This window comes from Microbacterium sp. LTA6 (assembly GCF_045690355.1).
Lineage (GTDB): Bacteria > Actinomycetota > Actinomycetes > Actinomycetales > Microbacteriaceae > Microbacterium.
The window spans coordinates 2515225-2538316 of sequence record NZ_CP147855.1; the positions used below are offsets into that span (position 1 = coordinate 2515225).

The following is a 23092-nucleotide window of genomic DNA, read 5'->3' on the forward strand; positions in this document are numbered from 1 at the left end:
TCGGAGTGACGTCGTTTCACGAGCCCCGGATCCGATGTCGGCGCAGGAATGTAGGCTTACCTAAGAACTCTCGGAGGGCCAGACATGACCGACCTGATCGACACCACGGAGATGTACCTCCGCACCATCCTCGAACTCGAGGAGGAGAACATCGTGCCCCTGCGTGCGCGCATCTCCGAGCGCCTCGGGCACTCCGGCCCCACGGTCTCGCAGACCGTCGGCCGGATGGAGCGCGATGGCCTCGTCGTCGTCTCCGAGGATCGGACCCTCGAACTCACAGACGCCGGCCGGTCGAAGGCGGTCAACGTGATGCGCAAGCACCGCCTGGCCGAGCGACTGCTCTCCGATGTGATCGGACTGGATTGGGCGTTCGTGCACGAAGAGGCCTGCCGCTGGGAACACGTCATGAGCGAGCAGGTCGAGCGTCGCCTGGTCGAGCTCCTCGGTCACCCCACCGAGTCGCCCTACGGCAACCCGATCCCCGGACTCGATCAGCTCGGCGACCTCCCCGCGCGCACGTTCGATGAGGGCGTCATCGGTCTTGTGCAGAAGCTGAACACCGCCGGAGCGCCGATCGACGGCACCGTCCGGCGCCTTGCCGAGCCTGCGCAGGTCGACCCGGAGTTGCTGCAGCAACTCCGTGACGCCGGAGTCGTTCCCGGTGCGCATGGCGACTACCGCTATAACGAGGGCTACGTCCTGATCCAGATGGACGGCAACGGCGAAGGGCTCGAGCTTCCGGTCGAGCTGGCCTCTCATATCTTCCTGGTGGCTGAGCCGGTCTGACCCGCGCGGCCGGTGCTTCGCGCGGCGAATCCGGAGCCCTCTCCGAGGATTGCCAGGTTCGCAGGGTGACACGATCGTTATCTTCCGGTAACCTCGGACAGGTCGTCAGCGAGAAGCCCGCAGACGATGACCGTGAAGATTGCCTTCCAGGCTCGTCGTCTTTCCGGTTAAGTCGCACAAAGTACCCGAGCTACATCCGTGCACGAGAAGCAGAGTGCCGACGAGCCAGCGCTACCCGAAGCGCGCAGGCGCAGGAGGACCCACTTTTGGCCGCAGACATCGAATCGCCCACGAATACAACCGAAGACCGAACACCTGCTCGACGCTCACCAGCGCGAGCGCGTACCCACAAGGCCGCAGGTCCTCTGCGGTCGATCGCCATCTTCGGTGCCGTAGGCGCCCTTGTCGCCGTCATCGCGCTGCCCGCCTATGCGGCGAGCAAGCCCGCCGAGGCCGGAACGACGATCCAGCAGCTCGCCGAGGCCGATGCGCAGTCGCTCGTCGTCGCTTCGCAGGCGACCGCAGCCCCGCTCAGCCGCGGTACCTTCACGGCTACCACACCCGATGAGATCGAGAAGAAGAAGGCGGAAGAGGCTGCCGCAGCCCGCGCCGCCGCTGCCGCATCGACCGCCGGAACTGCCTTCAACACCGCGGGCTATGCGCTCGTCTCTCCCGGCTCCGGTGAGGTCCGCTATCCGCTGCCCCAGGGTTCGTACACCCAGGGACGCACGACGGTCGGCCCCGACAGTGGCGGCCACGACGGTGCAGACATGCTGGCCCCTGCGGGCACCCCGATCTACGCGGCTGCGGCCGGTGTCGTGCGGGTCTCGTCCGAGAGCTACTACGGCTACGGTGTCGCCATCGTGATCGACCACGTCATCGCCGGACAGCGTGTCTCGACGACCTACGCGCACATGACGTACGGCACTCGCCAGGTGCAGGCCGGACAGACCGTCGAGGCGGGTCAGCTCATCGGAGCGGTCGGCAGCACCGGCAGCTCGACGGCGAACCACCTCCACTTCGAGGTGCGCATCGGCGGCAGCATCCTCGAGCCGTACTCCTGGCTGGCCGCCAACGCCGGCTGATCCTTCTCGTCGGTAGAACGGACCCGAGGCGGACACACCTTCGGCCGTTCACCTGCTGTTTCGCCCGCTGTGCGCGTGAATGAGTTAGCCTGAACCCGTTGTCGTACAGACGGGAGAAGCTGATGGAGCGAATACCGAGCATCCGAACCATGGATGCCCTCGGCCGTTACGTTCTTCGGCATCGTCCGCAGGGATGCCACGGCGTTGCCGTGCGCGAAAGGCGCTGTCTCTGAGACGGCGCCTTTTTTCGTCTCTGCAAACCCTCTGCCGCCAGTTCGACCTCATGTGAGTCGAGAGTGCCGGGAAGCCGTCCCGGCGGATCGAGAGGATGACGATGCGCACACTTGTCTTGAACGCCGGATACGAACCGCTCGCGATCGTGTCATTCAAACGAGCATTGGTTCTCGTGATGAATGACAAGGCGACGGTGATCGAGCGCGTCGAGGACGATCCGGTCTGGGCCGCCCGCGGAAGATACGAACGTCCTGCGGTGATCATCCTCTCCCGCTACGTGCGTGTTCCGAAGAGTCGCCGCGTTCCGGTGACACGCCGCGGGGTGCTGCGGCGCGACAACAATCGCTGCGGGTACTGCGGCAAGGCGGCGTCCACCATCGACCACGTGCTGCCCCGCTCGCGCGGGGGCGCGGACTCCTGGGAGAACCTCGTCGCCTGCTGCCTGCGCTGCAACAACGTCAAGAGCGACCGGACGCCGCAGGAGATGCGCTGGGAGCTTCGGATCACTCCGCGCCCGCCGCACGGCACGGGCTGGACCGTGCGCGGTACGGAGCGAAGCGACCCGCGGTGGGAGCCGTACCTCGCACTCGCTGCGTGACGTGTAAGTGCTTTGGGTGCCCTCGACAGGATTCGAACCTGCGACCTGCCCTTTAGGAGAGGGCTGCTCTATCCCCTGAGCTACGAGGGCGCAGAATCATTCTAAAAGATCCCGCGACCGAGTTTTGACGGCCACCAGATGGCCCTCCCAATGTCATAGGCGAGTGCCGGCACCAGGAAGGATCGGACGATGAAGGTGTCCAGCAGCACACCGAACGCGACGATGAACGCGAGCTGGACCAGGAACAGGATCGGGATCACCGACAGGGCGGCGAACGTCGCGGCGAGCACCAGCCCTGCCGACGTGATCACCCCGCCGGTGATCGCGAGCCCGCGCAGCACGCCCTCCCTCGTGCCATGGCGACGGGATTCCTCGCGCACGCGTGTCATCAGGAAGATGTTGTAGTCGATCCCCAGCGCGACGAGGAACACGAATCCGAAGAGGGGAACGGCCGGGTCGGCTCCGGGGAAGTCGAACACCCCGTTGAAGACGAGTGCGGACACGCCCATCGCCATGCCGAAAGAGAGCACCGTCGTGACGATGAGCAGCACCGGGGCGAGGATCGATCGCAACAGCGCCATCAGGATCAGCAGGATGACGACGAGGATGACGGGAATGATGAGATTCCGATCGTGTATCGACGCATCGTCGGTGTCGACCGCGGTGGCGGTCACTCCGCCGACGAGAGCATCGAGGCCCTCGAGCTCTGCGCGCATCTCGCGCACCGTGGCCGCCGCGGCATCGGAGTCCGCGGCGTCTGCCAGTGTCGCCTGAAGCAGCACCCGGCCGTCGACCACGGTCGGATCCGGCGTCGGGCTCCCTGGAGGACCGAACGCGGTGATTCCCTCGTCCGTGACCGCCGCCGTACCGCTCGGTGCATCGGTTGCGGTCACGGAGACCGCATCGACCCCGTCGAGCGCAAGGAGGATCTCGGCCGCATCCTGCAGGTCGGCCTCATCGGCGACCACGTACGCGGGACTTCCCGAGCCGCCAGGGAAGTGCTCCCCGAGCACCACCTGACCGTCTCGAGCCTCCGATGAGCCGAGCACGAGGTCCGATTGCGGCACACCGGAGGCATTGAGCTGCGTCACTCCGAGCGCCCCGACCAGGAGCACGAGCGTCGTCACGACCCAGATCGTTCGCGGACGGCGGCTGATCGCAGTGGCCAGTCGAGCCCAGACGCCCGTGGACGGCATCCCACCCTCGGCGGCAACGACGTCAGGCTCGAAGGACGGCCGGCGCGGCCAGAAGGCCGCGCGTCCGAAGAGCAGCAGCAGTGAGGGCAGCAGCGTCAGTGCGGACAGCATCGCGAAGACGATCCCTATCGCGGCGACGGGGCCGAGGGTGCTGTTGGATTTGAGGTCGCTGAGCAGCAGGCACAGCAGACCGGCGATCACTGTTCCGCCGGAGGCGACGATCGGCTCGAACGAGCCCTTCCAGGCCGCGGCGACCGCGGCACCCTTGTCGGACGTGCTGCGGAGTTCCTCGCGGAAACGTGAGACGAACAGCAGCGAGTAGTCGGTGGCTGCGCCGATCACAAGGATGAACAGGATGCCCTGTGTCTGTCCGCTGAGCAGCAGCACCTCCGCCTTCGCCAGCCACCAGACGACCAGCAGCGCCACGCAGAGCGCGAACAGGCTCGTGGAGAGCACGACGACGGGCAGGAGCAGAGAGCGGTAGACGAGCACGAGGATCAGAAGCACGGCGAGGAGGGCGACCCCGAGGAGCAGGCCGTCGATCCCCGCGAAGCCGGCGACGAGATCCGCCGTGAAGCCGGCGGGGCCGGTGATGAAGACGTCGACTCCTGCCGGTGCGGATTCGCGGAGCGTCGTCCCGAGCTCGGCGACGACATCACCGACGTCGGACCCCGAGGAGATCGGTACGAAGGCCTGCACCGCTTCGCCGTCCTCAGAGGGGAGCGCGGGAGAGACATCGTCGCCGACACCGTCGAGGGCGTCGACCGTGGCGAGAAGATCCGAGATGGCTTCGAGCTGGCTCTCGCTGAGAGCCGTCTCGCCGGTGAACACCACGATCGCGGGTATGGCATCCGAATCCGTGAAGTCGCCCAGCAGCTCCTGCACCTGGGTGGCGTCGGCGGACTCGGGCAGGTATGTGGTCCGATCGTTGGAGGAGACCTCATCGATCTTGCCGAAGAGCGGACCGCCGAAAGACGCGCCGGCGAGCCACGCGAGGATCAGCACCGCCGGAACGAGCGCACGCAGCCAGGAACGGCTGCGGACCCGCTCTCGACGGGTGATCGGCGGGGCGGATTCGGGGGACGTCATCTCGGTCCTTTCGGGAGCGGGTGAAGGGATCGGGTCACGAGGAGAACCAGGCGAGGATCAGGAGCATCGTCGCGAGGAAGCCGACCACATAGTTGAGTGCGATGAACCGTCGCCACGCGACATTCGTAGCGGCGGAGGTATCGTCGGTGACGTTCCACCAGCGTGCGGTGTTCAGCAGGTACGGCAGCACCAGTGCTGCGGCGAGCGGTCCCGGCCAGGTCGTTGTCAGCATCAGGATGCCGGCGAGCAGCCACAGGGCAAGTGCCAGACGGACGGTGGCGCGGGCGCCGATCACGGTGGCGACGGAGCGGATCCCCGCTTCGCGATCCGGGCCGATGTCCTGCACGGCGCCGAAGGCGTGAGCAGCCATGCCCCAGAGGAAGAACGCGAGAAGCGTGGTCACCATGGCCACGGTCGGCTTCGCTTCGGCGAGAGCGAGTCCGAAAACGGCCGGGCTGACGAAGTGGATGCTCGAGGTCACCGAGTCCAGGAAGGGGCGCTCCTTGAAGCGCAGCCGCGGCGCGGAGTAGGCGATGACCGCGAAGATGCTGACCGCGAGCCATGCGGTGGACGCGAGATTCCCAACAGCGACGAGGAACACCAGAAACGGAAGGTTCGACAGCGCGGCAGCCCAGAGGGTCGTGCGATGCAGCCTCGGTGCGAGAAGAGCCCCTTCGATGCCGCCCTTGCGCGGGTTCGCCACATCGGATGCGTAGTCGAATACGTCGTTGATTCCGTACATGGCGAGGTTGTACGGCACGAGGAAGTAGAGGAAACCGATGACGAGGGTCGCGTCCAGTTCGCGGGTGGTCAGGAGATAAGCCGCACCGAAAGGGAACGCGGTGTTGATCCAGCTCACCGGTCGTGAGGACAGCACGATCTGGGCGATGCTCCGACCGCTCCCGGTCTTCATCGGTTCTTCGCGATTCATCGTTCCCGCCCCGATCTCCGTGATCTCCGCCCGAGGAGCACGACCCAGATGCTCGGAAGCAGCAGAACGGCAGCCAGCGAATAGGCGAAGTCCTCGATGGGGGCGAGACCGACATGCAGCCCGAGTAGCCGTGTCGGCGCGTAGTGGAACAGTTCGGCGGCGATCATCGCGCTGTCGAAGACGGCGGTGAGCAGAACGAGCCCTGCAGCGCTGATGACAAGGGCGGCCATCGACGGTCCCCGCGTGCGCGCCAGGAGCGGCAGCGCGGCGCCGGCCGTCGCAGCGACGGCCAGGAAACAGAGGGCGAGAGTCGAGTAGCTCACCGGGTGTCCCCGCGGCCGCGCGTCGTGTTCCGCGTCGCTGTCGGTCGACGGGCGAGCACCTTCACGGATCCGGTGTAGAGCACCATGGCGCACAGGACGAGGAAGAACAGGAACACGGGTTCCTCGAGAGGAAGGTGCGGAGCGAGGAGGACGCCGCTGGCGATGGCGCCCTCGCCCCGGAAGAAGATGCCGAGACTGATTCCTGCGACGTCCCAGGCGAGGAAGAAGGCGACGCCGATCGCAGAGACGATGGCGGCGGCCACCGGATCGCGCCAGAAGAAGAGACGGAATCGCCAGTCGAGCAGGAGCAGGCAGCCGGAAGCCCCCACGAGGAAGGCGAGGTAGATCAGGCCCATGGCTGCGCCTCGCTTCGTTCCCCGACCGGCACCGGCTCGGGAAGAGGGCCGCCGCTGTGATCCCCGCGCACGCGTTTGAGGACGAGTTCGGCGCTGATCAAGCACATCGGAACGCCGACGCCCGGCGCCGTCGTGGCGCCGGCGTAGAACAGGCCGCTCACCCGCTTGGACGCATTCTGCGCTCGGAACATGGCGCTCTGGCGCAAGGTATGCGCGGGGCCGAGCATCCCGCCGCGCCAGGAGTGGTGGTCGCGCGCGAAGTCGGCGGGCCCCTTGGTCTGGCGGACGACGATGCGCTCTCGGAGGTCGGGGATGTCCGCCCAGCGGGCGACCTGATCGATGGCGGCGTCGGCGATCGCCTCGACCGCCCGATCACCGGCGCCGTCGGCCCCGCCGCCGCCGAGGGAGACATCCGCCGGGACGGGGACGAGCACGAAGAGGTTCTCGTGGTCCGCCGGTGCGACCGTGGCATCCGTCGCACTCGGTCGACAGACGTAGATGGACGCAGGAGACGGCACGTGCGGCGATCTGCCGAAGATGGCGTCGAAATTGGCGGTCCAGTCGCGGGTGAAGAACAGTGAGTGATGCGGCAGCTGAGGCAGCCCGCCACGCACACCCAGCATCACGAGGACGGCGCCGGGACCACTGGTCCGCCGGCGCCACCAGCGTTCCGGATAGCTGCGCTGGGGTGCGGACAGCAACCAGGTCTCGGTGTGATGAAGATCCGCGCAGGAGACGACGATGTCGGCTGATTCCACATGCTCGTCGCCATGCGCATCCTGCCAGTGCACCCCGGTCGCGCGATGTCGTCTGCGATGGCGACCCACCGGTTCGGTGTCGATGAGCTGCACTTCGGCCTGGGTCCGCACTGTCGCCCCCGCTTCGATGGCGAGCGATTCCAGTCGCTGGATCACCGTCCAGAATCCGCCCTGGGGGTACTGCACGCCATCATCGAGATCGAGCGCGCTCATCAGGTGGTACATGGCGGGGGCCTGGCCGGGGTGGGTTCCGAGGAAGACCGCCGGGTATCCGAGGATCTGCCTGAGTACAGGATGGGAGAACCGTCGCGCCGCCCAGGCATCCAGGCGCGTCAGGAGGAGCCGCGCGAGCTCAGGTGCTGCGCGGAGGATCTCCGCTGTGGCGAGGGAGGACGCCCGGGTGAACGGATTGTAGAGAAAATGCTTCTCAGCCATCTCGCTCGTGTGGCGGGCAGAGGAGAGATAGCTGCGCAGTGACGCGCCGGCGCCCGCCTCCATGTCCTCGAAGAGGCGCGAGACCGCCTCGGCACCGCGCGGGATCGTCACCGCGCCGGAGCTCGCCGCGTCGTCGGACGGCTCGCTGAAGACCCGATAGCCGGGATCCAGCATGGTCATGTCGAGTTCGCGCTCGGTACGCGTTCCCATCATGGCGAAGAAGTGGTCGAAGACGCGGGGCATCAGGTACCAGGACGGGCCTGTGTCGAATCGGAATCCGTCACGCTCGATCGACCCGGCCCGCCCGCCCACCTGGGCACTCTTCTCGAGCACCACGACCTCGTGTCCGTCGCGGGCGAGGAGACCCGCGGTGGCGAGTCCGGCGACGCCGGCTCCGATCACGACGACACGGCTCATCGTCGCGGCTCCGTCCAGGTGCGAAGAACAGCCACTGCGACCAGAAGGCCCTTCTGCGCGGCAGGCACACGGATGCGGCGGTGGTACAGCTCAGCGGCCGGCGTGCGTTCGATGCGGTCGGTGAGGGCGGCGAACAACGCGAGCGCACTGCGCACCGCGGCGCGCGCATCCCGAGGCAGCAGGGGGATGGCGAGGCGCGCTCGATCGAGCTGCTCTCGGATGGTGGCCACCCACGTGTCGCGATCCTCGTCGGTGAGGCGACGGACGCCGGTGAGGTAACCGCGGCGGAGTCGCTCCGTGTCATCGGCGAGATCGCGCAGGAAATTGATGTTCTGGAACGCGGCGCCGAGCTGGCGTGCGCCGGAGCGCAACGTCTCGAGCGCAGCGGCATCGCGAACCTCCTCGCGCAGGAAGACTCGCAGGCACATCAGGCCGATGACCTCGGCAGATCCGTAGACGTAGCGCTGATGGGCGGAGGGGTCGTAGGCCGCGAAGGTCGAGCCGGCGTCTGCTGAGGGCAGGTCGCTCTGCATCGAGTCGAAGAACGGACCGGTGAGATCCTCGTCGATTCCTGCGTCGCGCGCGGTACGAGCGAACGCGTGCAGCACGAGGTCGCTGCTGTAGCCGTCGCGGATGGCGCGGTGGGTCTCTGCCCGGTAATCGCGCAGAGCGGCTTCGAGAGCCGGGGGAGTCAGCCCCGCCTCAGCGGCGACGCCGTCGACGATCTCGTCCGCGATCCGCACCATCGCGTAGATGTTGCGGACGTGACGTCGGTGCCGGGAACCGAGGAGCCTGGTGGCGAGTCCGAACGAGGTCGAGTACGTGTGGATCACGTCTCGTGCCGCGGTCTCCGCGGCATGGGTGAAGCGCTCCAGAGCATCACCGGTCGTGTCGGCTCCGGGAGCGTCATCATGTCTCATCGGCGTCGGTCCTTGATGCTCGCTGCGACGCGCCGGATCGCCTCGCGCGCGGGTCCGGGGATCTCCGCGCGCCCTGCAGTGTTCTCCAGAACGGAGTGCGCGGCGGCGAGCTGATCCTCGATGAGGCCGCGCGTGAAGGCCTCGGCGCCGCACTCGATCAGATGCTCACGAATGCGAGCGGCATCCCCTGGTGGCAGCTGCGGGTGCCCGAACCCGTGCTCGATGCGCGACCACGCCCCCGTCTCCCTCGCGAAGGCGATGATCGCGGTCTCCTTGCCGGCGCGAAGGTCGGCATACGGGTCCTTGCCGTGGTCGGCATGGTCTCCGAACATCGAGAGATGGTCGTCCTGGAGCTGGTAGGCGAGGCCGAGGTGGCGACCGATCGTGACCATGCTCATCTCTACCGATGGATCTGTTTCGGCCAGGATGGCGGCCGCGCGGAGCGGGAGAGCGAACGAGTATGTCGCCGTCTTATAGGCGGTCATCGAGAGGATCGTCGTCAGATCCGGCGTGATCACGCCGTCGCTCAAACCGACATCTGTGTGCTCTCCCGCGACCGTTTCGACGATGGCGTGCTCGAGAAGATCGAGAAGCCTCCGACGCGTGCTCTCGGCGACCTTCGCGCGCGCGAATCCCAGGATCGCGGACGACAGCAGCAGGTCACCCATCAATATGGCGCCGCTGCGCGCCCAATGCAGGACGACGTCCTGCGCGGAGGCGGTCTCTGTGTGGATGCCGGCCAGCGTGCCGATCAGATTTGGCCGGTGCCGCCGGGTCAGGTCGCCGTCGATCACGTCGTCGTGCAGAAGGAACGCGTAATGCAGGAGCTCGACGTTCGCGGCGATCTCGATCGCGACATCGTTCTGCCGGGGGGACTCGGCGGGGCTCAGCGCTCCGTGCACGTCGAGGAGCAGCCGCGGACGGATCAGCTTGCCGCCGAGGACGTGGTCCGCGGCGAGGCGCCAGAGCAACGCGAACTGTTCTCCGTACTCCTCGGCTGCGCTGCTGCGTTCCGCGAAACGTCGCCGCAGTGCATCCTCGACCGCGGAGTGCTGGTTCTGCGTCTTCGTGGCCGTCGCGCTCATGTCTGGTCCGTGCCCGACAATTGGGGCAACTGCTCCCTGAGCCAGGGAGTGAAGGCGAATGGTGCGCGCACGAGGGCCTCGGCCAGATCCTCTGCCTGCACCCATGCCCATTCGGCGACCTCGTCCGGGTTCGGCGAGAGCTCGCCGTCGATGACCGCCACGTATACGGGACAGATCTCGTTCTCGACGATGCCGCTCGCATCGACCGCCCGGTAGCGGTAGTCGGGGAGGACCAGTCGGATCGATGACAGGCTGATACCGAGCTCGTCCTGGGCGCGCCGCCGGACAGCGTCCAGCATCTCCTCGCCGGGGCGAGGGTGTCCGCAGAAGCTGTTGGTCCATACTCCCGGCCAGGTGCGCTTGCCCAGCGCTCGCCGGGTCACCAGCAGCCGTCCGTCTGCGTCCTTGACGTGGCACGAGAAAGCGAGGTGCAGCGGCGTCTCGGCGGAATGGACCTCGCTCTTCGGAAGGATGCCGACAGTGGAGCCATCGTCGGCAAGGAGGACCACATCATCCATCGCTATCCTCTCCTTCGGAATATTTAGCTAGCTTAGCAAGTAGTCACCTTAGCATGTAGCAATTCATGTGTAGCATGATGCCATGGAGAACGAGTCCGGCGCCATCCCCGATGCCGAGTCGCCGGCGCCCCGCGGCTCATCGGCGGGAGAGGGGGACACCGTCGACGGGCTGAGCCACTCGAGCATCTACGACGTGGACGCCAGCGATCCTCGCAGCACCCTGATCGACAGGACCGGCGTTTCGCCGGAGGCGCTGCGGCAGATCGCGGCGCTCATGGGTGCTCTCGGCGAGCTGCGCGAAGCGGAACAGCGATTGTCACGTGTGTCGAGGCGGTACATGCAGCTCAACGAGACGGACATGCGCGCGCTGCACTATCTGATCGTGTGTTCGAATCGCGCGGTCATCGCGACGCCAGGAGGTATCGCCCAGCACCTCGCCATCTCGACGGCTTCGACGACGAAGCTGCTCGACCGGCTGGAGAAGGGAGGGCACATCGCGCGGGCTCCGCATCCGACGGACAGAAGGGCGCTCGCCATCACGATCACGCCCGAGACCCGCCTCGCCGCGATGGAGACGGTCGGTCGTCAGCAGGCCAAGCGGTTCTACGCGGCGGCCCGGCTCACGGGGGAGGAGCGGGACGTGGTCATCCGGTTCCTCAGAGATATGACGGACGAGATCACGATCCGTGACGAGCCCTGGGCTCAGGACGTCACGCCATAGGGCGACGAACACCGGTTGTGTTCGGCACCTCGGCGGGCGACGGAGGCGCTCAGCGCGCGGATGCGTCGATGTGCGCGCGTCTCAGTGTGCGGCGTTGTACGCCTCGACGATGGGCGCCGGAATGCGACCGCGCTCGGAGAGCGTGTGACCGTTCGCCTTCGCCCACGCCCGAATGGCGCTGACCTCAGGATTGCGTCCGGCGCGCTTTCGCGGACTCGAGGACCTGGCAGAGCTGGAACCCCCGGCCCGACGACCCGCCGAGATGTACGGCTCCAAGGCGCTGCGCAATTCCTCACTGTGCGTCGCATTCAAGTCGATCTCGTAAGAGGCGCCATTGAGTGAGAAATGCACAGTCTCGCCCTCGCCGACCTCCAGGACCGTTCCGTCGATATCGTCGACCAGCTGGTGCACAATTCTTCTTGCCATGGAATTGACCATACCTGGCAGTCGGAATTACGACAAGAAACCTATTCGTGGCCGGGGTCGATCAGCTTCAGTCCGACGATGCACCCGACGAGTCCGAGCAAAAGCAGGATTCGCATCCAGGAGATTTCGGTGTCGCCGGTGATCATCGCCCAGATCACGGTGAGAGATGCGCCGATTCCGACCCAGACGGCATATGCGGTTCCGGTGGCGATCTCGCGCATTGCGAAGGCGAGTCCGAACATCGATGCGGCGAGGCCGACGAAGAAGATGACGCTCGGCCAGAGTTTCGTCAGGCCTTCGGATTTGCCGAGGGCGGTCGCCCAGACGGCTTCGATGACACCGGATGCAATAAGAATGATCCACGACATGGTGATCCTCCGGACCAGTCTTGTCGCTTTCCGGGTACTGGCCTGCCTCGTCCGGGATCGGGAGGACCGATCTGCTTCCACCATAGCGAACGCGCCTGATCAGGGACTGTGCAGTCGGCCCGACCCGTGAGAGGTGATCAGGGCAGAAGTCCCGCTCGCCGGGCTTTGGCGACGGCGGCGTGCCTCGTCGAGGCGTCGAGTTTCGACATCGCCGTTCCCAGATACGCCTTCACCGTGCCCTCACGGAGACCGAGCTGGCCGGCGATCTCCGCGTTCGTGGCGCCGAGCGCCGCGCACGCGAGCACGTCGGTCTCCCGGGGGGAGAGCCGCACCGTCGGCAGCGGACCCGTGCGCGGGGTCGGGCTGTCACCGGCCAGGGTCACCAACCGGTTCTGCACGTCTGCGATCCGCGCGCGCAGCGAGGAGTCATCCACGGCGGCCGCGATGCTGCGCAGCTCGGCGAAGCTCTCACGGAGCTCTTCCCGTTGGGAGGGAGCGACCAGCTGCGCTCCGGTGGCGAGACGAAGGCGCCGATCCACCTCATCGCGGATGCGCAGCTCGTCGGCGACGGACTGGGCGACCTGCATGGCCGGTGCGGTCGTCACCCCGCCGGGGGGAGCCTGCTCCCAGGTGCCCGCGTAGAGCACTCCACGAGGACGACCCGCGACGATGATCGGAACAGCCAGCAGGGTGCTCAGCCCCTCGCCGAGGACGAAGACGTCATAGTCATGGGTGATCTGCTGCGAGGAGCGGTAGTCGCTCGTCATCCGTGGGCGCAGCTCCATCATCGCCCGACCGCCGAGGCCGCGTTCCGGCCTCACACGCAATCCGTCCAGGCTATGGGTGCGGTTTCCGACGATGCTCGTGATGCTCACCACGCCCTCGTCGATGAGGCCGCCGAAGGTCACGGGAAAGCGCGTGCGCCGGGAGAGTTCCCGCACCGCACGGTCGACGAGGTCGGTCTCTGATTCCCCAGCGCTGGTCGTGCTCACGGCTACCTACTTTCGGGGGTGACGGCATTGCCCCCCGTTTCGTAGCGTCGACCCTACCACTCGTGCGGAACTGTGCCGTGCGAGCTCCGAACATGTGGCAAGGAGGCCCCATGAGCGACCGAAGCATCGCCGAATCGGCAGGCGAGATCGATTACATCGCCGTCGAAGAATCATCGAGATTCAAGTCCCTCAAACGCACGCAGCGTTCATTCATCTTTCCGCTCGCCGCATTCTTCCTGATCTGGTATTTCGCGTATGTCCTTCTGGCGGCATTCGCGCCGGAATTCATGGGGCAGCGAGTGTGGGGCGATATCACCATCGGGTTGCTGCTCGGTCTGGGGCAGTTCGTGACGACCTTCGCCATCACGATGGGATATGTGGCTTTCGCGAACAGGAAGCTCGACCCCCTGGCGCAGGAGATCCGTGAAGACCTCGAGAAGGCGCAGGCCGGAGCATGAACATCATCCACACCGCCACGACCGTCGTCGCCGAGAGCAATCCCGTTCTGAACATCTCGATCTTCCTCGCGTTCGTCGCCGTGACGCTGTTCATCGTCATTCGCGCCAGCCGTAACAACAAGACGGCGGCCGACTACTACGCGGCGGGCCGTTCATTCACCGGCCCGCAGAACGGCTTCGCGATCGCGGGCGACTATCTGTCTGCCGCATCCTTCCTCGGGATCTGCGGCGCGATCGCCATCAACGGCTACGACGGGTTCCTCTACTCGATCGGCTTCCTCGTCGCCTGGCTCGTCGCGCTGCTGCTCGTCGCCGAGCTGATGCGCAACACCGGCAAGTTCACGATGGCCGACGTGCTGTCGTTCCGACTCAAGCAGCGCCCGGTACGCGTGGCAGCCGCGATCACCACCCTCGCCGTGTGCTTCTTCTACCTCCTGGCTCAGATGGCGGGGGCAGGAGGGCTGGTCTCGCTTCTCCTCGGAATCGACGGTCGCGTGGGGCAGTCCATCGTGATCGCCGTCGTGGGCGTCCTGATGATCGTGTACGTGCTCATCGGCGGCATGAAGGGCACGACCTGGGTGCAGATCGTGAAGGCCTTCCTGCTCATCGGCGGCGCGATCGTGATGACGATCTGGGTCCTGGCCATCAACGGGTTCAGCCTGAACACGCTCCTCGAGGCCGCTGTCGCGAATTCCGACAAGGGCGATGCGATCCTCGCGCCCGGGTTGCAGTACGGTGCGAACCCCTGGGACTTCCTTTCGCTCGGCATGGCGCTCGTGCTCGGAACGGCGGGGCTCCCGCATGTGCTGATGCGCTTCTATACGGTGCCGACGGCGAAGGAAGCGCGTCGGTCGGTGGTCTGGGCGATCTGGCTGATCGGCGGGTTCTACCTGCTCACCCTCGTGCTCGGGTACGGCGCTGGAGCACTTGTCGGCGCAGAGGTCATCGCGAATGCGCCGGGCGGGGTGAACTCGGCCGCTCCGTTGCTGGCACTGCACCTGGGTGGTCCGCTGCTGCTCGGATTCATCTCCGCCGTCGCGTTCGCCACGATCCTGGCGGTCGTCGCGGGACTGACGATCACGGCCGCGGCGTCGTTCGCGCACGACATCTATGCGAACGTCATCCAGAAGGGCAGGAAGGATGCCGCAGGCAACCCCGTCGAGGCAGACCCGAACGGAGAGGTGAAGGTCGCCCGCCGCACGGTCATCGTGATCGGCATTCTCGCGATCCTCGGCGGTATCGGGGCGCAGGGGCAGAACATCGCGTTCCTCGTGGCGCTGGCGTTCGCTGTGGCGGCATCCTCGAACCTGCCGACCATCCTGTACTCGCTGTTCTGGCGGCGCTTCACGACCCGCGGTGCGGTGTGGAGCATGTACGGCGGCCTGGGCTCGGCGATTCTGCTGATCGTCCTCTCGCCGGTGTTCTCCGGGACGCCCACCTCGATGATCCCCGGGGTCGACTTCGCGATCTGGCCGTTGAACAATCCGGGCATCGTGTCGATCCCGCTCGGGTTCTTCCTGGGCTGGCTGGGGACGGTCACCAGCACGGTGAAGGAGTCTCCACAGCTCGCTGCCGAGATGGAGGTGCGCTCGCTCACCGGCTTCGGCGCCGAGAAGGCGGTGGATCACTGATCCGCGCCGCGGCTTGAGAACGAGCACGCGGACCCCGGCGGCCTACCCGCCGGGGTCCGCGTCGTCTCGGGATCAGCGACTGGGCGTGGTGGCCGCTTCCAGATCGAGGAGGTACTTCTTGCGCTCCGGGTGCGCGCCGTAGTGTCCGGGGGTGCCGTCGGAGCGCACGACCCGGTGCACCGGCACGATGATCGAGAACGGCGTGAGCCGGCATGCCGTACCGACGGCGCGGGCGGCCCCGGGATGACCCGCCACGATCGCCACCTCGCCGTAGCTCATGGTCTCGCCCCACGGGATCTCGGAGATGACCCGCAGCGCGGCCAGCGGGAAGCCCTCAACGAGCCGCCAATCCAGGCGGAGATGCTCGTCGAAGCGGACGGGCACTCCCTCGAAGTAGTCGTCGAGCAGATGCGCGAGCTCATCGGCGGCACCGGGGTCTGCCTGTGGCACCGCGTGCAACTGGCGGGAGACGTCCTCCAGCAGCCACGGCACCGATGGGTCCTCCGACTCGGAGAGATCGAAGCGCACGATCCCCTCGTGCGAGAACACCGCAAGGGCATCACCGAACGGGGTCGGTGCGAAGTCGTAGCGGAATGTCATGCCCCCATACTGACCGCCTGCACCGACTCCTCGGAGCGGCGAAGGCGGGAACCGGGGACAACCTCGCTTCGGGCGTTGTCGTGCAGGAAGAGTGCGGAGAGGCTGTTCAGCGGCATGAATCCGGGAGAAACCCGCCAGGGATACAGCTTCACCCTGGCTTGCGCGCCTAGGGTGTGTGGTGTGTGGCGACGTGAAGAAAAGTCTGCGGATGGTGCAGCGACGGAGGCCGCGGTGACTCTCGGCGAGCTGCACGGGTCGCCGACAGGCGTCGGTGTCGCGCACGCAGCCGAGGCCGAGCGTACCCGCCTGCGCGCGGAGGCCGCCGATCTGGGCGGCCCTTCTCCGCTGATCACCTACCGCGACAGCCCGGAGTCCGGGATCGACATCTCCAAGGCGCACCCCGGAAGCCTGCCGCAATTCATCACGGGCAAGTCGACTCTGCTGTCGAACCTCTTCCGGGATGAGGTCGGTCTGCGCACGGCGCGCCTCGCGGCAGAGCGGATCACCGCGAAGAACACCGAGCTGCGCACCGTGCGCGGGATCGAGGCCGTGCACCTCGCGGTCGGCGTGGCGCAGTGGCGCATCGGCGGCGCGGATTTCGCCGCACCGGTGCTGCTGCGACCGCTGGCGATCCGCCGTCATCATTCCGACTTCGAGCTCAAGCTGCAAGGAGTCTTCGAGGTCAACCCCGAACTCATCCGGATCGCCCGCGAGCACTTCGGGATCACGATCGATGCCGCATCTCTTGCGGCGCTCGCCTACGACGGCGGAATCTTCAAGCCGCAGCCGGTGATCGACAGCCTGCGTGGGACCACGCGCTCGATCGACACCTTCTCCGTGCAGCCGCGTCTGGTCGTCTCGACGTTCGCCGACGTGGGCGGCGCGATGGCGCGAGACAGCGGGAGCCTGGATTCCACCGTTCTCAATGCCCTCGCCGGCCACGTCGACGACCGCGAACAGGTGTCGACGCCCCGCGCCGAACCGCACTACACCGGGCCGGATGACCGCGCTCCGGCATCCGACAATCTGCTGCTCGATGCCGATGCCGAGCAGGAGGCGGTGCTGTCGCGGATCGCGGCCGGCCACTCACTGACCGTGGCGACGTTGCCGGGCACCGGCGGCACGCAGACCGTGATCAATGCACTCGGTGAACTCGTGCGCGGGGGCAAGCGAGTGCTCGTGGTCTCCGCGCGGCGCTCGACGCTCGACGGCGTGCGGCACCGCCTGGCCGGCATCGGGCTGGACAGCCTGGCGGTCTCGCCGGCGAGCGTTCGCCGTGATCTGGTCCGGGCGATCGTCCGGAACGAGAAGGCCACCGCCCCGAAGGTCGGCGAGGTCGATGATGCGCTGGTGCGCCTGCGCACGGTGCTCCGCGACTATCGGAGCGCTCTCACGGCTCCCGTGCCGGGTCTGAACGCCTCGGTCCTGGAGGCGACCAGGCAGCTCACCAGGCTCGCCTCGTTGCCGACCCCGCCGTCCACGACCGCTCGGTTGGGAACGCAGGCGCTGCAGCGTCTCGCCGGTGATCGGAGCGCCGCAGCCGGGATGCTCGCCCAGGCCGCACGCCTCGGGGAGTTCCGGTTCGGACCGGACGACTCGCCGTGGTACGGGGTGTCGTTCGCCAGTACGGAGGCGGCGCGTGCGGCTCACGATCTGGCCGCACGTCTGCACTCGGACAGCGTTCCCGCCCTCCTCGAGCGCGGCTACGAGCTCATCGCGCAGACGCGCATGCGCCCTTTCGCCACCGTCGACGAATTGGGGGAGTACCTGCGGTTGCTGCAGGGAATCCGGGATTCGCTCGACCGGTTCAGCCCGACGGTGTTCGAACGTCCACTCGGCGAACTCATCCAGGCTCATGGCTCGCGCCGGGATGCCCCTGGCATGTCCGGAGCGAACCGGCGCAGGCTGCGCCGTCTCGCCAAGGAGTATGTCCGCCCCGGCGTGCACATCACCGAGATGCACGAGGCGCTGCTGCGCATCCAGACCCAGCGCACGCAGTGGCAGCGCTGTGTCGACGCTGGCGTCGCGCCGGAGGTGCCGCTGGGCCTCGCCGATGTGTACGTGGCCTGGCAGCGTGTCGAGGCGGAACTCGCTGAGCTGGACGCGGCGCTCGGACGGCGGGAGCCGCTCGCCTCGCTGCCGGTCGCTCGCCTGGTACGGACGCTCGCGGGGCTCGCCGCCAAGTCGGATGTCTTCGACAACCTCGTCGAGCGCTCGGAGCTGCGCGAACAGCTGGCCCTGCTCGGTCTGGAGCCGTTGCTCGCCGAACTCTCGATCCGTCACGTCTCCGAGACGCGGGTCGGGGATGAGCTGGAGTTCGCGTGGTGGCAGTCGCTCCTCGAGCGGGCGCTGCAGGACAATCGAGCTCTTCTCGGCGCCAACACGGCCGTGGTCGATCGACTCGAGCGCGACTACCGCCTCGTCGATGAAGCCCATGCGGCGATGTCGGGTCCGCTGCTCGCCTGGCAGCTGGCGAGCCAGTGGAAGATCGCGATCGTCGACGAGCCGCAGGAGTCCCAGCATCTTCGTCGGGCGCTCACCCAGCCCGACGCCAGCACCGCGCAGATCGTCGCGTCGGCGCCGACGCTGGTGGACGTGCTCGCTCCCGTCTGGATCTCGTCCCCGTATCTCCTGCCGGAGATCCCGGACTCCGTAGAATTCGATACGGTCCTGCTCGTGGATGCCGCCGCGATCAACCTCGCCGAGGCTGCTCCGGCGATCCGGCGCGCACGTCAGGTCGTCGCTTTCGGCGATCCGGTGACCCAGCGGCCGTCCCGGTTCGACGTCGCGGTCGATCCGGGGGAGGACTGGGAGCACGAAGTCCCCTTCGACGAGGTCTCGGTGTTCGAGCGGCTCTCCGAGTTGCTGCCGGTGATGACGCTCACGCGCAGCTATCGCGCCGGCGGCGAAGATCTCGCCGAGCTCATCAACGACGCCTTCTACGGCGGCGAGATCGTCTCGCTCCCGTGGGCGGGTTCCTATCTCGGGCGAGGCAGCCTGACCGTCGACTACGTGGAGCGCGGCGTCGGAGCACCCGATCCGATCTCAGGCGCGGTGGAGAGCCCGGATGCCGAGGTCGCGCGTGTCGTCACGCTCGTCGTCGAGCACGCCGTGCACCGGCCTGCCGAATCGCTGATGGTGGTCACGGCCAGCATCCGCCATGCCGAGCGGGTGCGTGCTGCTGTCACCTCCGCGTTCGCCGGTCGTTCGGATGTCGCCGAGTTCGTCTCCCGCGACACCGCTGAACCGTTCGCGGTGCTCACGCTGGAGGAGTCGGTCGCGGAGAGCCGCGATCGAGTGATCTTCTCGCTCGGCTACGGCCTGACGAAGCACGGCCGAGTGCTCAGCGACTTCGGGGATCTGTCCACTCCAGACGGCGAGCGACTCCTCACCGTCGGGATGACACGCGCGCGCCGCTCCATGGTGCTGGTGTCGTCGATCCGCCCCTCGTCGTTCGACGATGGACGCCTCGAGCACGGCGCCGCGACGCTGATGTCGATCCTCGGCGGCCTGGCCACGCGCGGGCGGGAGGCGCGCCTGGAGGATCTCGCCGATCCCCTCACGCTCGCACTCGCGCGGGAACTGCGCCGCCTGGGCGCCTCGGTCGATGTGGACTACCGCGGTCTGCTTCCCCTGGTCGCCCAGCACAAGGGCAAGGCCGTGGTGATCGAGTCCGATCCGGAATCGCGCGGCGAATCCCTGCGCGAGACGCTGCGGCTGCGCCCGCAGGTTCTGCGTCGACTCGGCTGGCATTACGTCCGGGTGCACGCCTTCGACCTGTACAGCGATCCGGCCACGGCGGCGACGCGGATCGCCGGGATCCTCGGCATCTCGGCCCAGGCGCAGCGTGCCGACACGGACACGCAGCCGATCGATCTCGATCCGCGCGATGGGTGAGGAGTCCCGTCAGCGGATCGTGCGGGTGCCTGGTTCGCGACGTGCTCGCCTCACACCGGCGCCGGGGACGGACCCCGCCCCGGATGTCGCGACCGATTCGACCGCGAAGGATGCGGCAGCATCCGCGTCCCGTGCGGCAAAGGGCCCGAACGACGATCGCCTGATCCAGGACATCCCCCCGCACTACTGAGCGGGGAACGGAAAGGCCCCCGACTCCCGAAGGAGCCGAGGGCCTCGAGGCCAGATTCCGTACGCGTCAGCTCGACGCGGTGTTCTTGCGCAGCGCGTCGCGGATCTCGATGAGCAGCTCCTGCTCGGTCGGCAGGGTCTCCTCCTCGACGGCGGGGTTCTTCGCGGCCTGACGCTCCTTGTACTTGTTCATCGGGATGACGAAGACGAAGTACACGACGAGTGCGACGGCGAGGAAGCTGATGATCGCCGTGATCAAGTCGCCGAGCGGAAAGGTGACTTTGTCGCCGTAGATGCTAGTGAGTTGCGGCCCGAAGTTGCCCGCAGCGTCGGCCTTGAAGAATAGCGAGACGAGCGGATTGATGATGCTGGCAACCACGGCGTTCACGATCGCGGTGAAAGCGCCGCCGATGACCACGGCGACGGCCAGGTCGATGACGTTGCCCTTGGTGATGAACTCTTTGAATCCCTGGAACACGGAAACCCCCATGAAGATCGTGACCTCAGGAAGAGGCCGGAGCCGATGCGGGCGCCGGTTTGGCGCTCGTCGACGATTCCGACTTCGATGATGCCGAAGCATCCTTCGATCCGCCGGTATTGCTGCGCGAGTCCGTGCGATAGAAGCCGGAGCCGTTGAAGGTCACTCCGATCGACCCGTACTGCTTGCGCAGCGCACCGCCGCACTCGGGGCAGATGGTCAGCGCGTTCTCCGCGAAGCTCTGCACGGCGTCGAACTTGTGTCCGCACGACGTGCAGGCATAGGCATAGGTGGGCATGGTGTCCTCGCGGTTCAGTGTCGCGACGGCGACAGGATCAGGGTCTGCGACGGGGTCACGACGCCGGTCACCGGCTGGTCGTGCACCTCCCGCGGCAGCGAGTCGAGTATCTCGGAATCATAGATGACGGCGTACACGGGTGGGCACTTCTCCATCGAGCCGATGGTCTTGTCGAAGTATCCGCGCCCCCAGCCGAGTCGCATGCCGCTGCGATCCACGGCCGCAGCGGGGATGATCATGAGGTCCACATCGTTCACGGCGATCGGGCCGAGAACCTCGCCGGCCGGCTCCGGCAGACCGAACATGCCCTCTGCGATCTCGCCGTCGTCCGTCGCGATCGCCCAGTCCAGCAGGCCGTCGGCCCGGGTCACCGGAAGCAGCACGCGGATGCCGCGTCGCACCGTTCGCGCGACGAACTCCCGGGTGCCCGGCTCGTTCGTCGTCGACAGGAAGCAGGAGATAGAGCGGGCATCGGCGTCGTCCACGAGCGCGTCGAGCCGTTCGCCGATCGCGGCTGCCGCGGCATCGCGCTGGGCGGCGGAGAGGAGCTGGCGTCGTTCGCGGAGTTCAGCACGCAGTGCGCGCTTGGCATTCTCGACGTCGTTCGACATGCCCCCGAGTCTACGCGGCGGTCCCGGTAGGCTGAGTGGATGCGAGTCCAGAAGATGAAGGCAGTCATTCCCGCGGCCGGCCTCGGAACACGATTCCTCCCGGCGACGAAGGCGATGCCGAAGGAGATGCTGCCCGTCGTCGACAAGCCGGCGATCCAGTACGTCGTCGAGGAAGCGGCAGATGCCGGCATCAACGACATCCTCATCATCATCGGGCGCAACAAGAACGCGATCTCGAACCACTTCGACGCGGTCCCCGAGCTCGAGGTGAAGCTCTTGGAGAAGGGCGACACCGGCCGGCTCGAGCGCGTGATGAAGTCGAGCGACCTCGCTGACATCCACTTCGTCCGTCAGGGCGAGCCCAAGGGCCTCGGCCACGCCGTGCTCCGTGCGCGCAGTCACGTCGGCGACAATCCCTTCGCTGTCCTCCTCGGCGACGATCTCATCGACGAGCGCGACCCGCTGCTCACCACGATGATCGAGGAGCATGAGCGCACCGGCGCTGCGGTCATCGCGCTGATGGAGGTCGACCCCGCCAACATCCAGATGTACGGTGCTGCAGCGGTCGAGCCGATCGAGGGCAGTGATGCGGTGCGCGTCACGGGGCTCGTCGAGAAGCCGGCTCCCGAGGACGCGCCTTCGAACCTCGCCATCATCGGCCGCTACGTGCTGCCTGCTTCGGTGTTCGACATCCTGGAGCGCACCGAGCCCGGCAAGGGCGGCGAGATTCAACTCACCGACGCGCTGCAGGAGCTTGCGGCGGACCCGAACGGCCCCGGCGTCGTCGGCGTCATCTTCGGGGGACGGCGCTACGACACGGGCGACCGTGTCGACTACATCAAGGCGATCGTGCAGCTCGCGTCCGACCGGGAAGACCTCGGGCCGGAGCTGCGGCCGTGGCTCAAGGAATTCGCGGAACGCCTCTAGGCGGCCCAACGGCGTCATGCTGATGGATCTGGCGGTGGGAATGCGGCACGGTCCGGTAGAGCTGCGTCTCGTGCGCACCCGTGACGCACGCGCGCTCCAGCATGAGCTGCTGAGCAACCGTTCCTGGCTGCAGCCTTGGGAGGCGACGATTCCCTACGGGTCCGTGTCCTTCGACATGCGACTCAGCATCCGTCGTCTGCTCCAGCAGTACCGGGACGGCGCCGGGTATCCCTTTGTGATGGAGTACGAAGGAGAGATCGCCGGGCAGTTGAACGTCTGGGGCATCGCCCGCGGTTCACTGGCGTCGGCGACGATCGGCTACTGGGTGAGCGAGAGGTTCGCGGGCAAGGGGATCACTCCGACCGCGGTCGCTCTGGCGACGGATGCGTGCTTCGTCGAGTACGGCCTGCACCGGATGGAGATCTGCATCCGCCCGGAGAACGTCGCGAGTCTGCGCATCGTCCAGAAGCTCGGCTTCCGTTACGAGGGTCTTCGTCGCCGCTTCATCCACATCGACGGTGACTGGCGCGATCACTATGCGTTCGCGCTGACTCGCGAGGACGTTCCGCAGGGAGTCCTCGCCCGATGGCTGAACGGGCAGGTGCCGGCCGACGCGGCGACCATCCCGCCCACCGATCGCCTGGCTCGCTGAGCGGGATCGACCGACGCGTTCGCTCACCCGCATCGGCCCGAATACGGGTTCTGGCCGCGACACGCGCCGGGACTGACCGAGCAGGCGGGGTCCGGTCGCTTACCGTTGACCGT

The 23092-nt window shown here is 67.1% G+C and carries 25 protein-coding genes, 1 tRNA gene and 1 riboswitch; of the genes, 10 read left to right on the forward strand and 16 right to left on the reverse strand.

The genetic code is table 11. The features are described 5' to 3' along the window. The first annotated feature begins 84 nt into the window (after positions 1-84). The 3 genes from LTA6_RS11850 to LTA6_RS11860 all read left to right on the forward strand — a co-directional run bounded on the left by LTA6_RS11850 (position 85) and on the right by LTA6_RS11860 (position 2703). Positions 85-786: a metal-dependent transcriptional regulator gene (locus tag LTA6_RS11850; RefSeq protein ID WP_341973946.1), complete on the forward strand. Its 702-nt coding sequence runs from the start codon at positions 85-87 to the stop codon at positions 784-786. 266 nt (positions 787-1052) lie between these two features. Further along, positions 1053-1871: a M23 family metallopeptidase gene (locus LTA6_RS11855; protein ID WP_341973948.1), complete on the forward strand. Its 819-nt coding sequence runs from the start codon at positions 1053-1055 to the stop codon at positions 1869-1871. 334 nt (positions 1872-2205) lie between these two features. Beyond that, the gene (locus tag LTA6_RS11860; RefSeq protein WP_341973949.1) at positions 2206-2703 is read left to right on the forward strand and encodes an HNH endonuclease; all 498 of its coding nucleotides are present in this window, start codon (positions 2206-2208) and stop codon (positions 2701-2703) included. A gap of 17 nt (positions 2704-2720) precedes the next feature. Here the strand turns inward: LTA6_RS11860 and LTA6_RS11865 are convergent. From LTA6_RS11865 to idi, 9 genes are all read right to left on the reverse strand, one after another. Beyond that, positions 2721-2793: transfer RNA gene (locus tag LTA6_RS11865), tRNA-Arg, on the reverse strand. 11 nt (positions 2794-2804) lie between these two features. Next, positions 2805-4988 (reverse strand): MMPL family transporter, encoded by a 2184-nt coding sequence (locus LTA6_RS11870; protein WP_407357892.1) that lies wholly within the window; start codon positions 4986-4988, stop codon positions 2805-2807. Between the two features lie 34 nt (positions 4989-5022). Next, a complete protein-coding gene (locus tag LTA6_RS11875; protein WP_407357893.1) occupies positions 5023-5919 on the reverse strand; it encodes a prenyltransferase in 897 nt (298 codons plus the stop codon). Beyond that, positions 5916-6242 (reverse strand): lycopene cyclase domain-containing protein, encoded by a 327-nt coding sequence (locus LTA6_RS11880; protein ID WP_407357894.1) that lies wholly within the window; start codon positions 6240-6242, stop codon positions 5916-5918. The genes LTA6_RS11875 and LTA6_RS11880 overlap by 4 nt, the downstream gene beginning before the upstream one ends. Beyond that, positions 6239-6598, reverse strand: coding sequence for a lycopene cyclase domain-containing protein (locus tag LTA6_RS11885; RefSeq protein WP_407357895.1), 360 nt, complete (start codon positions 6596-6598; stop codon positions 6239-6241). Before LTA6_RS11885 ends, LTA6_RS11880 begins: the two co-directional genes overlap by 4 nt. After that, entirely contained in the window at positions 6589-8208 is a 1620-nt protein-coding gene (gene crtI / locus LTA6_RS11890) for a phytoene desaturase family protein (protein ID WP_407357896.1), read from the reverse strand. The genes LTA6_RS11885 and crtI overlap by 10 nt, the downstream gene beginning before the upstream one ends. Continuing rightward, positions 8205-9128 (reverse strand): phytoene/squalene synthase family protein, encoded by a 924-nt coding sequence (locus LTA6_RS11895; RefSeq protein ID WP_407357897.1) that lies wholly within the window; start codon positions 9126-9128, stop codon positions 8205-8207. The genes crtI and LTA6_RS11895 overlap by 4 nt, the downstream gene beginning before the upstream one ends. Next, positions 9125-10213: a polyprenyl synthetase family protein gene (locus tag LTA6_RS11900; protein WP_407357898.1), complete on the reverse strand. Its 1089-nt coding sequence runs from the start codon at positions 10211-10213 to the stop codon at positions 9125-9127. The genes LTA6_RS11895 and LTA6_RS11900 overlap by 4 nt, the downstream gene beginning before the upstream one ends. Beyond that, on the reverse strand, positions 10210-10731 hold the full coding sequence (gene idi / locus LTA6_RS11905; RefSeq protein ID WP_407357899.1) for an isopentenyl-diphosphate Delta-isomerase: 522 nt from the start codon (positions 10729-10731) through the stop codon (positions 10210-10212). The genes LTA6_RS11900 and idi overlap by 4 nt, the downstream gene beginning before the upstream one ends. A gap of 82 nt (positions 10732-10813) precedes the next feature. Between idi and LTA6_RS11910 the strand changes: the two genes are divergently transcribed. Continuing rightward, entirely contained in the window at positions 10814-11452 is a 639-nt protein-coding gene (locus LTA6_RS11910; protein ID WP_407357900.1) for a MarR family winged helix-turn-helix transcriptional regulator, read from the forward strand. Positions 11453-11533: 81 nt separating this feature from the next. On the opposite strand, the gene LTA6_RS11915 is transcribed toward LTA6_RS11910, so the two are convergent. The 3 genes from LTA6_RS11915 to LTA6_RS11925 form a co-directional block, all read right to left on the reverse strand. Beyond that, positions 11534-11878, reverse strand: coding sequence for an Lsr2 family protein (locus tag LTA6_RS11915; RefSeq protein WP_341973961.1), 345 nt, complete (start codon positions 11876-11878; stop codon positions 11534-11536). Between the two features lie 41 nt (positions 11879-11919). After that, positions 11920-12246: a multidrug efflux SMR transporter gene (locus tag LTA6_RS11920; protein WP_341973962.1), complete on the reverse strand. Its 327-nt coding sequence runs from the start codon at positions 12244-12246 to the stop codon at positions 11920-11922. A gap of 9 nt (positions 12247-12255) precedes the next feature. Further along, positions 12256-12321: riboswitch (guanidine-III (ykkC-III) riboswitch) on the reverse strand. Positions 12322-12383: 62 nt separating this feature from the next. Then, positions 12384-13238, reverse strand: a complete 855-nt coding sequence (locus tag LTA6_RS11925; protein ID WP_407357901.1) for a LuxR C-terminal-related transcriptional regulator — start codon at positions 13236-13238, stop codon at positions 12384-12386. Positions 13239-13348: 110 nt separating this feature from the next. Here LTA6_RS11925 and LTA6_RS11930 point away from each other — a divergent pair, with 110 nt between their 5' ends. Continuing rightward, positions 13349-13696, forward strand: coding sequence for a DUF485 domain-containing protein (locus tag LTA6_RS11930; RefSeq protein ID WP_363548230.1), 348 nt, complete (start codon positions 13349-13351; stop codon positions 13694-13696). Next, a complete protein-coding gene (locus LTA6_RS11935) occupies positions 13693-15327 on the forward strand; it encodes a cation acetate symporter (protein ID WP_341973964.1) in 1635 nt (544 codons plus the stop codon). Before LTA6_RS11930 ends, LTA6_RS11935 begins: the two co-directional genes overlap by 4 nt. Before the next feature lie 72 nt (positions 15328-15399). On the opposite strand, the gene LTA6_RS11940 is transcribed toward LTA6_RS11935, so the two are convergent. Continuing rightward, positions 15400-15927, reverse strand: a complete 528-nt coding sequence (locus LTA6_RS11940) for a methylated-DNA--[protein]-cysteine S-methyltransferase (RefSeq protein WP_407357902.1) — start codon at positions 15925-15927, stop codon at positions 15400-15402. Positions 15928-16158: 231 nt separating this feature from the next. Between LTA6_RS11940 and LTA6_RS11945 the strand changes: the two genes are divergently transcribed. Together LTA6_RS11945 and LTA6_RS11950 are read left to right on the forward strand one after the other, a co-directional pair. Beyond that, positions 16159-19824, forward strand: coding sequence for an AAA family ATPase (locus LTA6_RS11945; protein WP_407357903.1), 3666 nt, complete (start codon positions 16159-16161; stop codon positions 19822-19824). Beyond that, positions 19817-20014, forward strand: a complete 198-nt coding sequence (locus LTA6_RS11950; protein ID WP_363548220.1) for a hypothetical protein — start codon at positions 19817-19819, stop codon at positions 20012-20014. Before LTA6_RS11945 ends, LTA6_RS11950 begins: the two co-directional genes overlap by 8 nt. A gap of 66 nt (positions 20015-20080) precedes the next feature. On the opposite strand, the gene mscL is transcribed toward LTA6_RS11950, so the two are convergent. Genes mscL through LTA6_RS11965 form a run of 3 tightly spaced genes read right to left on the reverse strand, consistent with a single transcriptional unit; the run spans position 20081 to position 21400 of the window. Next, positions 20081-20491 (reverse strand): large conductance mechanosensitive channel protein MscL, encoded by a 411-nt coding sequence (gene mscL, locus LTA6_RS11955; RefSeq protein ID WP_363551331.1) that lies wholly within the window; start codon positions 20489-20491, stop codon positions 20081-20083. Between the two features lie 25 nt (positions 20492-20516). Continuing rightward, positions 20517-20789 carry an FmdB family zinc ribbon protein gene (locus LTA6_RS11960; protein ID WP_341973969.1) on the reverse strand — a complete coding sequence of 91 codons (273 nt, stop codon included), beginning with the start codon at positions 20787-20789 and terminating at the stop codon, positions 20517-20519. A gap of 14 nt (positions 20790-20803) precedes the next feature. Continuing rightward, positions 20804-21400 carry a 5-formyltetrahydrofolate cyclo-ligase gene (locus tag LTA6_RS11965; protein ID WP_363548217.1) on the reverse strand — a complete coding sequence of 199 codons (597 nt, stop codon included), beginning with the start codon at positions 21398-21400 and terminating at the stop codon, positions 20804-20806. A 39-nt stretch (positions 21401-21439) separates the two neighbouring features. Between LTA6_RS11965 and galU the strand changes: the two genes are divergently transcribed. Together galU and LTA6_RS11975 are read left to right on the forward strand one after the other, a co-directional pair. Continuing rightward, positions 21440-22327 carry a UTP--glucose-1-phosphate uridylyltransferase GalU gene (gene galU, locus LTA6_RS11970; RefSeq protein WP_341973971.1) on the forward strand — a complete coding sequence of 296 codons (888 nt, stop codon included), beginning with the start codon at positions 21440-21442 and terminating at the stop codon, positions 22325-22327. Positions 22328-22367: 40 nt separating this feature from the next. Then, positions 22368-22979, forward strand: a complete 612-nt coding sequence (locus LTA6_RS11975; RefSeq protein ID WP_407359273.1) for a GNAT family N-acetyltransferase — start codon at positions 22368-22370, stop codon at positions 22977-22979. Positions 22980-23092 lie beyond the last annotated feature (113 nt).

What these genes read in the sequence shown, in the direction of transcription:
- LTA6_RS11850 (WP_341973946.1), top strand. Translation starts at nt 85, where the DNA reads ATGACCGACCTGATCGACACCACGGAGATGTACCTCCGCACCATCCTC.
- LTA6_RS11860 (WP_341973949.1), top strand. Translation starts at nt 2,206, where the DNA reads ATGCGCACACTTGTCTTGAACGCCGGATACGAACCGCTCGCGATCGTG.
- LTA6_RS11870 (WP_407357892.1), bottom strand. Translation starts at nt 4,988, where the DNA reads ATGACGTCCCCCGAATCCGCCCCGCCGATCACCCGTCGAGAGCGGGTC.
- LTA6_RS11875 (WP_407357893.1), bottom strand. Translation starts at nt 5,919, where the DNA reads ATGAATCGCGAAGAACCGATGAAGACCGGGAGCGGTCGGAGCATCGCC.
- LTA6_RS11885 (WP_407357895.1), bottom strand. Translation starts at nt 6,598, where the DNA reads ATGGGCCTGATCTACCTCGCCTTCCTCGTGGGGGCTTCCGGCTGCCTG.
- crtI (WP_407357896.1), bottom strand. Translation starts at nt 8,208, where the DNA reads ATGAGCCGTGTCGTCGTGATCGGAGCCGGCGTCGCCGGACTCGCCACC.
- LTA6_RS11895 (WP_407357897.1), bottom strand. Translation starts at nt 9,128, where the DNA reads ATGAGACATGATGACGCTCCCGGAGCCGACACGACCGGTGATGCTCTG.
- LTA6_RS11900 (WP_407357898.1), bottom strand. Translation starts at nt 10,213, where the DNA reads ATGAGCGCGACGGCCACGAAGACGCAGAACCAGCACTCCGCGGTCGAG.
- idi (WP_407357899.1), bottom strand. Translation starts at nt 10,731, where the DNA reads ATGGATGATGTGGTCCTCCTTGCCGACGATGGCTCCACTGTCGGCATC.
- LTA6_RS11910 (WP_407357900.1), top strand. Translation starts at nt 10,814, where the DNA reads ATGGAGAACGAGTCCGGCGCCATCCCCGATGCCGAGTCGCCGGCGCCC.
- LTA6_RS11915 (WP_341973961.1), bottom strand. Translation starts at nt 11,878, where the DNA reads ATGGCAAGAAGAATTGTGCACCAGCTGGTCGACGATATCGACGGAACG.
- LTA6_RS11920 (WP_341973962.1), bottom strand. Translation starts at nt 12,246, where the DNA reads ATGTCGTGGATCATTCTTATTGCATCCGGTGTCATCGAAGCCGTCTGG.
- LTA6_RS11930 (WP_363548230.1), top strand. Translation starts at nt 13,349, where the DNA reads ATGAGCGACCGAAGCATCGCCGAATCGGCAGGCGAGATCGATTACATC.
- LTA6_RS11935 (WP_341973964.1), top strand. Translation starts at nt 13,693, where the DNA reads ATGAACATCATCCACACCGCCACGACCGTCGTCGCCGAGAGCAATCCC.
- LTA6_RS11940 (WP_407357902.1), bottom strand. Translation starts at nt 15,927, where the DNA reads ATGACATTCCGCTACGACTTCGCACCGACCCCGTTCGGTGATGCCCTT.
- LTA6_RS11950 (WP_363548220.1), top strand. Translation starts at nt 19,817, where the DNA reads ATGGGTGAGGAGTCCCGTCAGCGGATCGTGCGGGTGCCTGGTTCGCGA.
- LTA6_RS11960 (WP_341973969.1), bottom strand. Translation starts at nt 20,789, where the DNA reads ATGCCCACCTATGCCTATGCCTGCACGTCGTGCGGACACAAGTTCGAC.
- LTA6_RS11965 (WP_363548217.1), bottom strand. Translation starts at nt 21,400, where the DNA reads ATGTCGAACGACGTCGAGAATGCCAAGCGCGCACTGCGTGCTGAACTC.
- galU (WP_341973971.1), top strand. Translation starts at nt 21,440, where the DNA reads ATGCGAGTCCAGAAGATGAAGGCAGTCATTCCCGCGGCCGGCCTCGGA.
- LTA6_RS11975 (WP_407359273.1), top strand. Translation starts at nt 22,368, where the DNA reads ATGCGGCACGGTCCGGTAGAGCTGCGTCTCGTGCGCACCCGTGACGCA.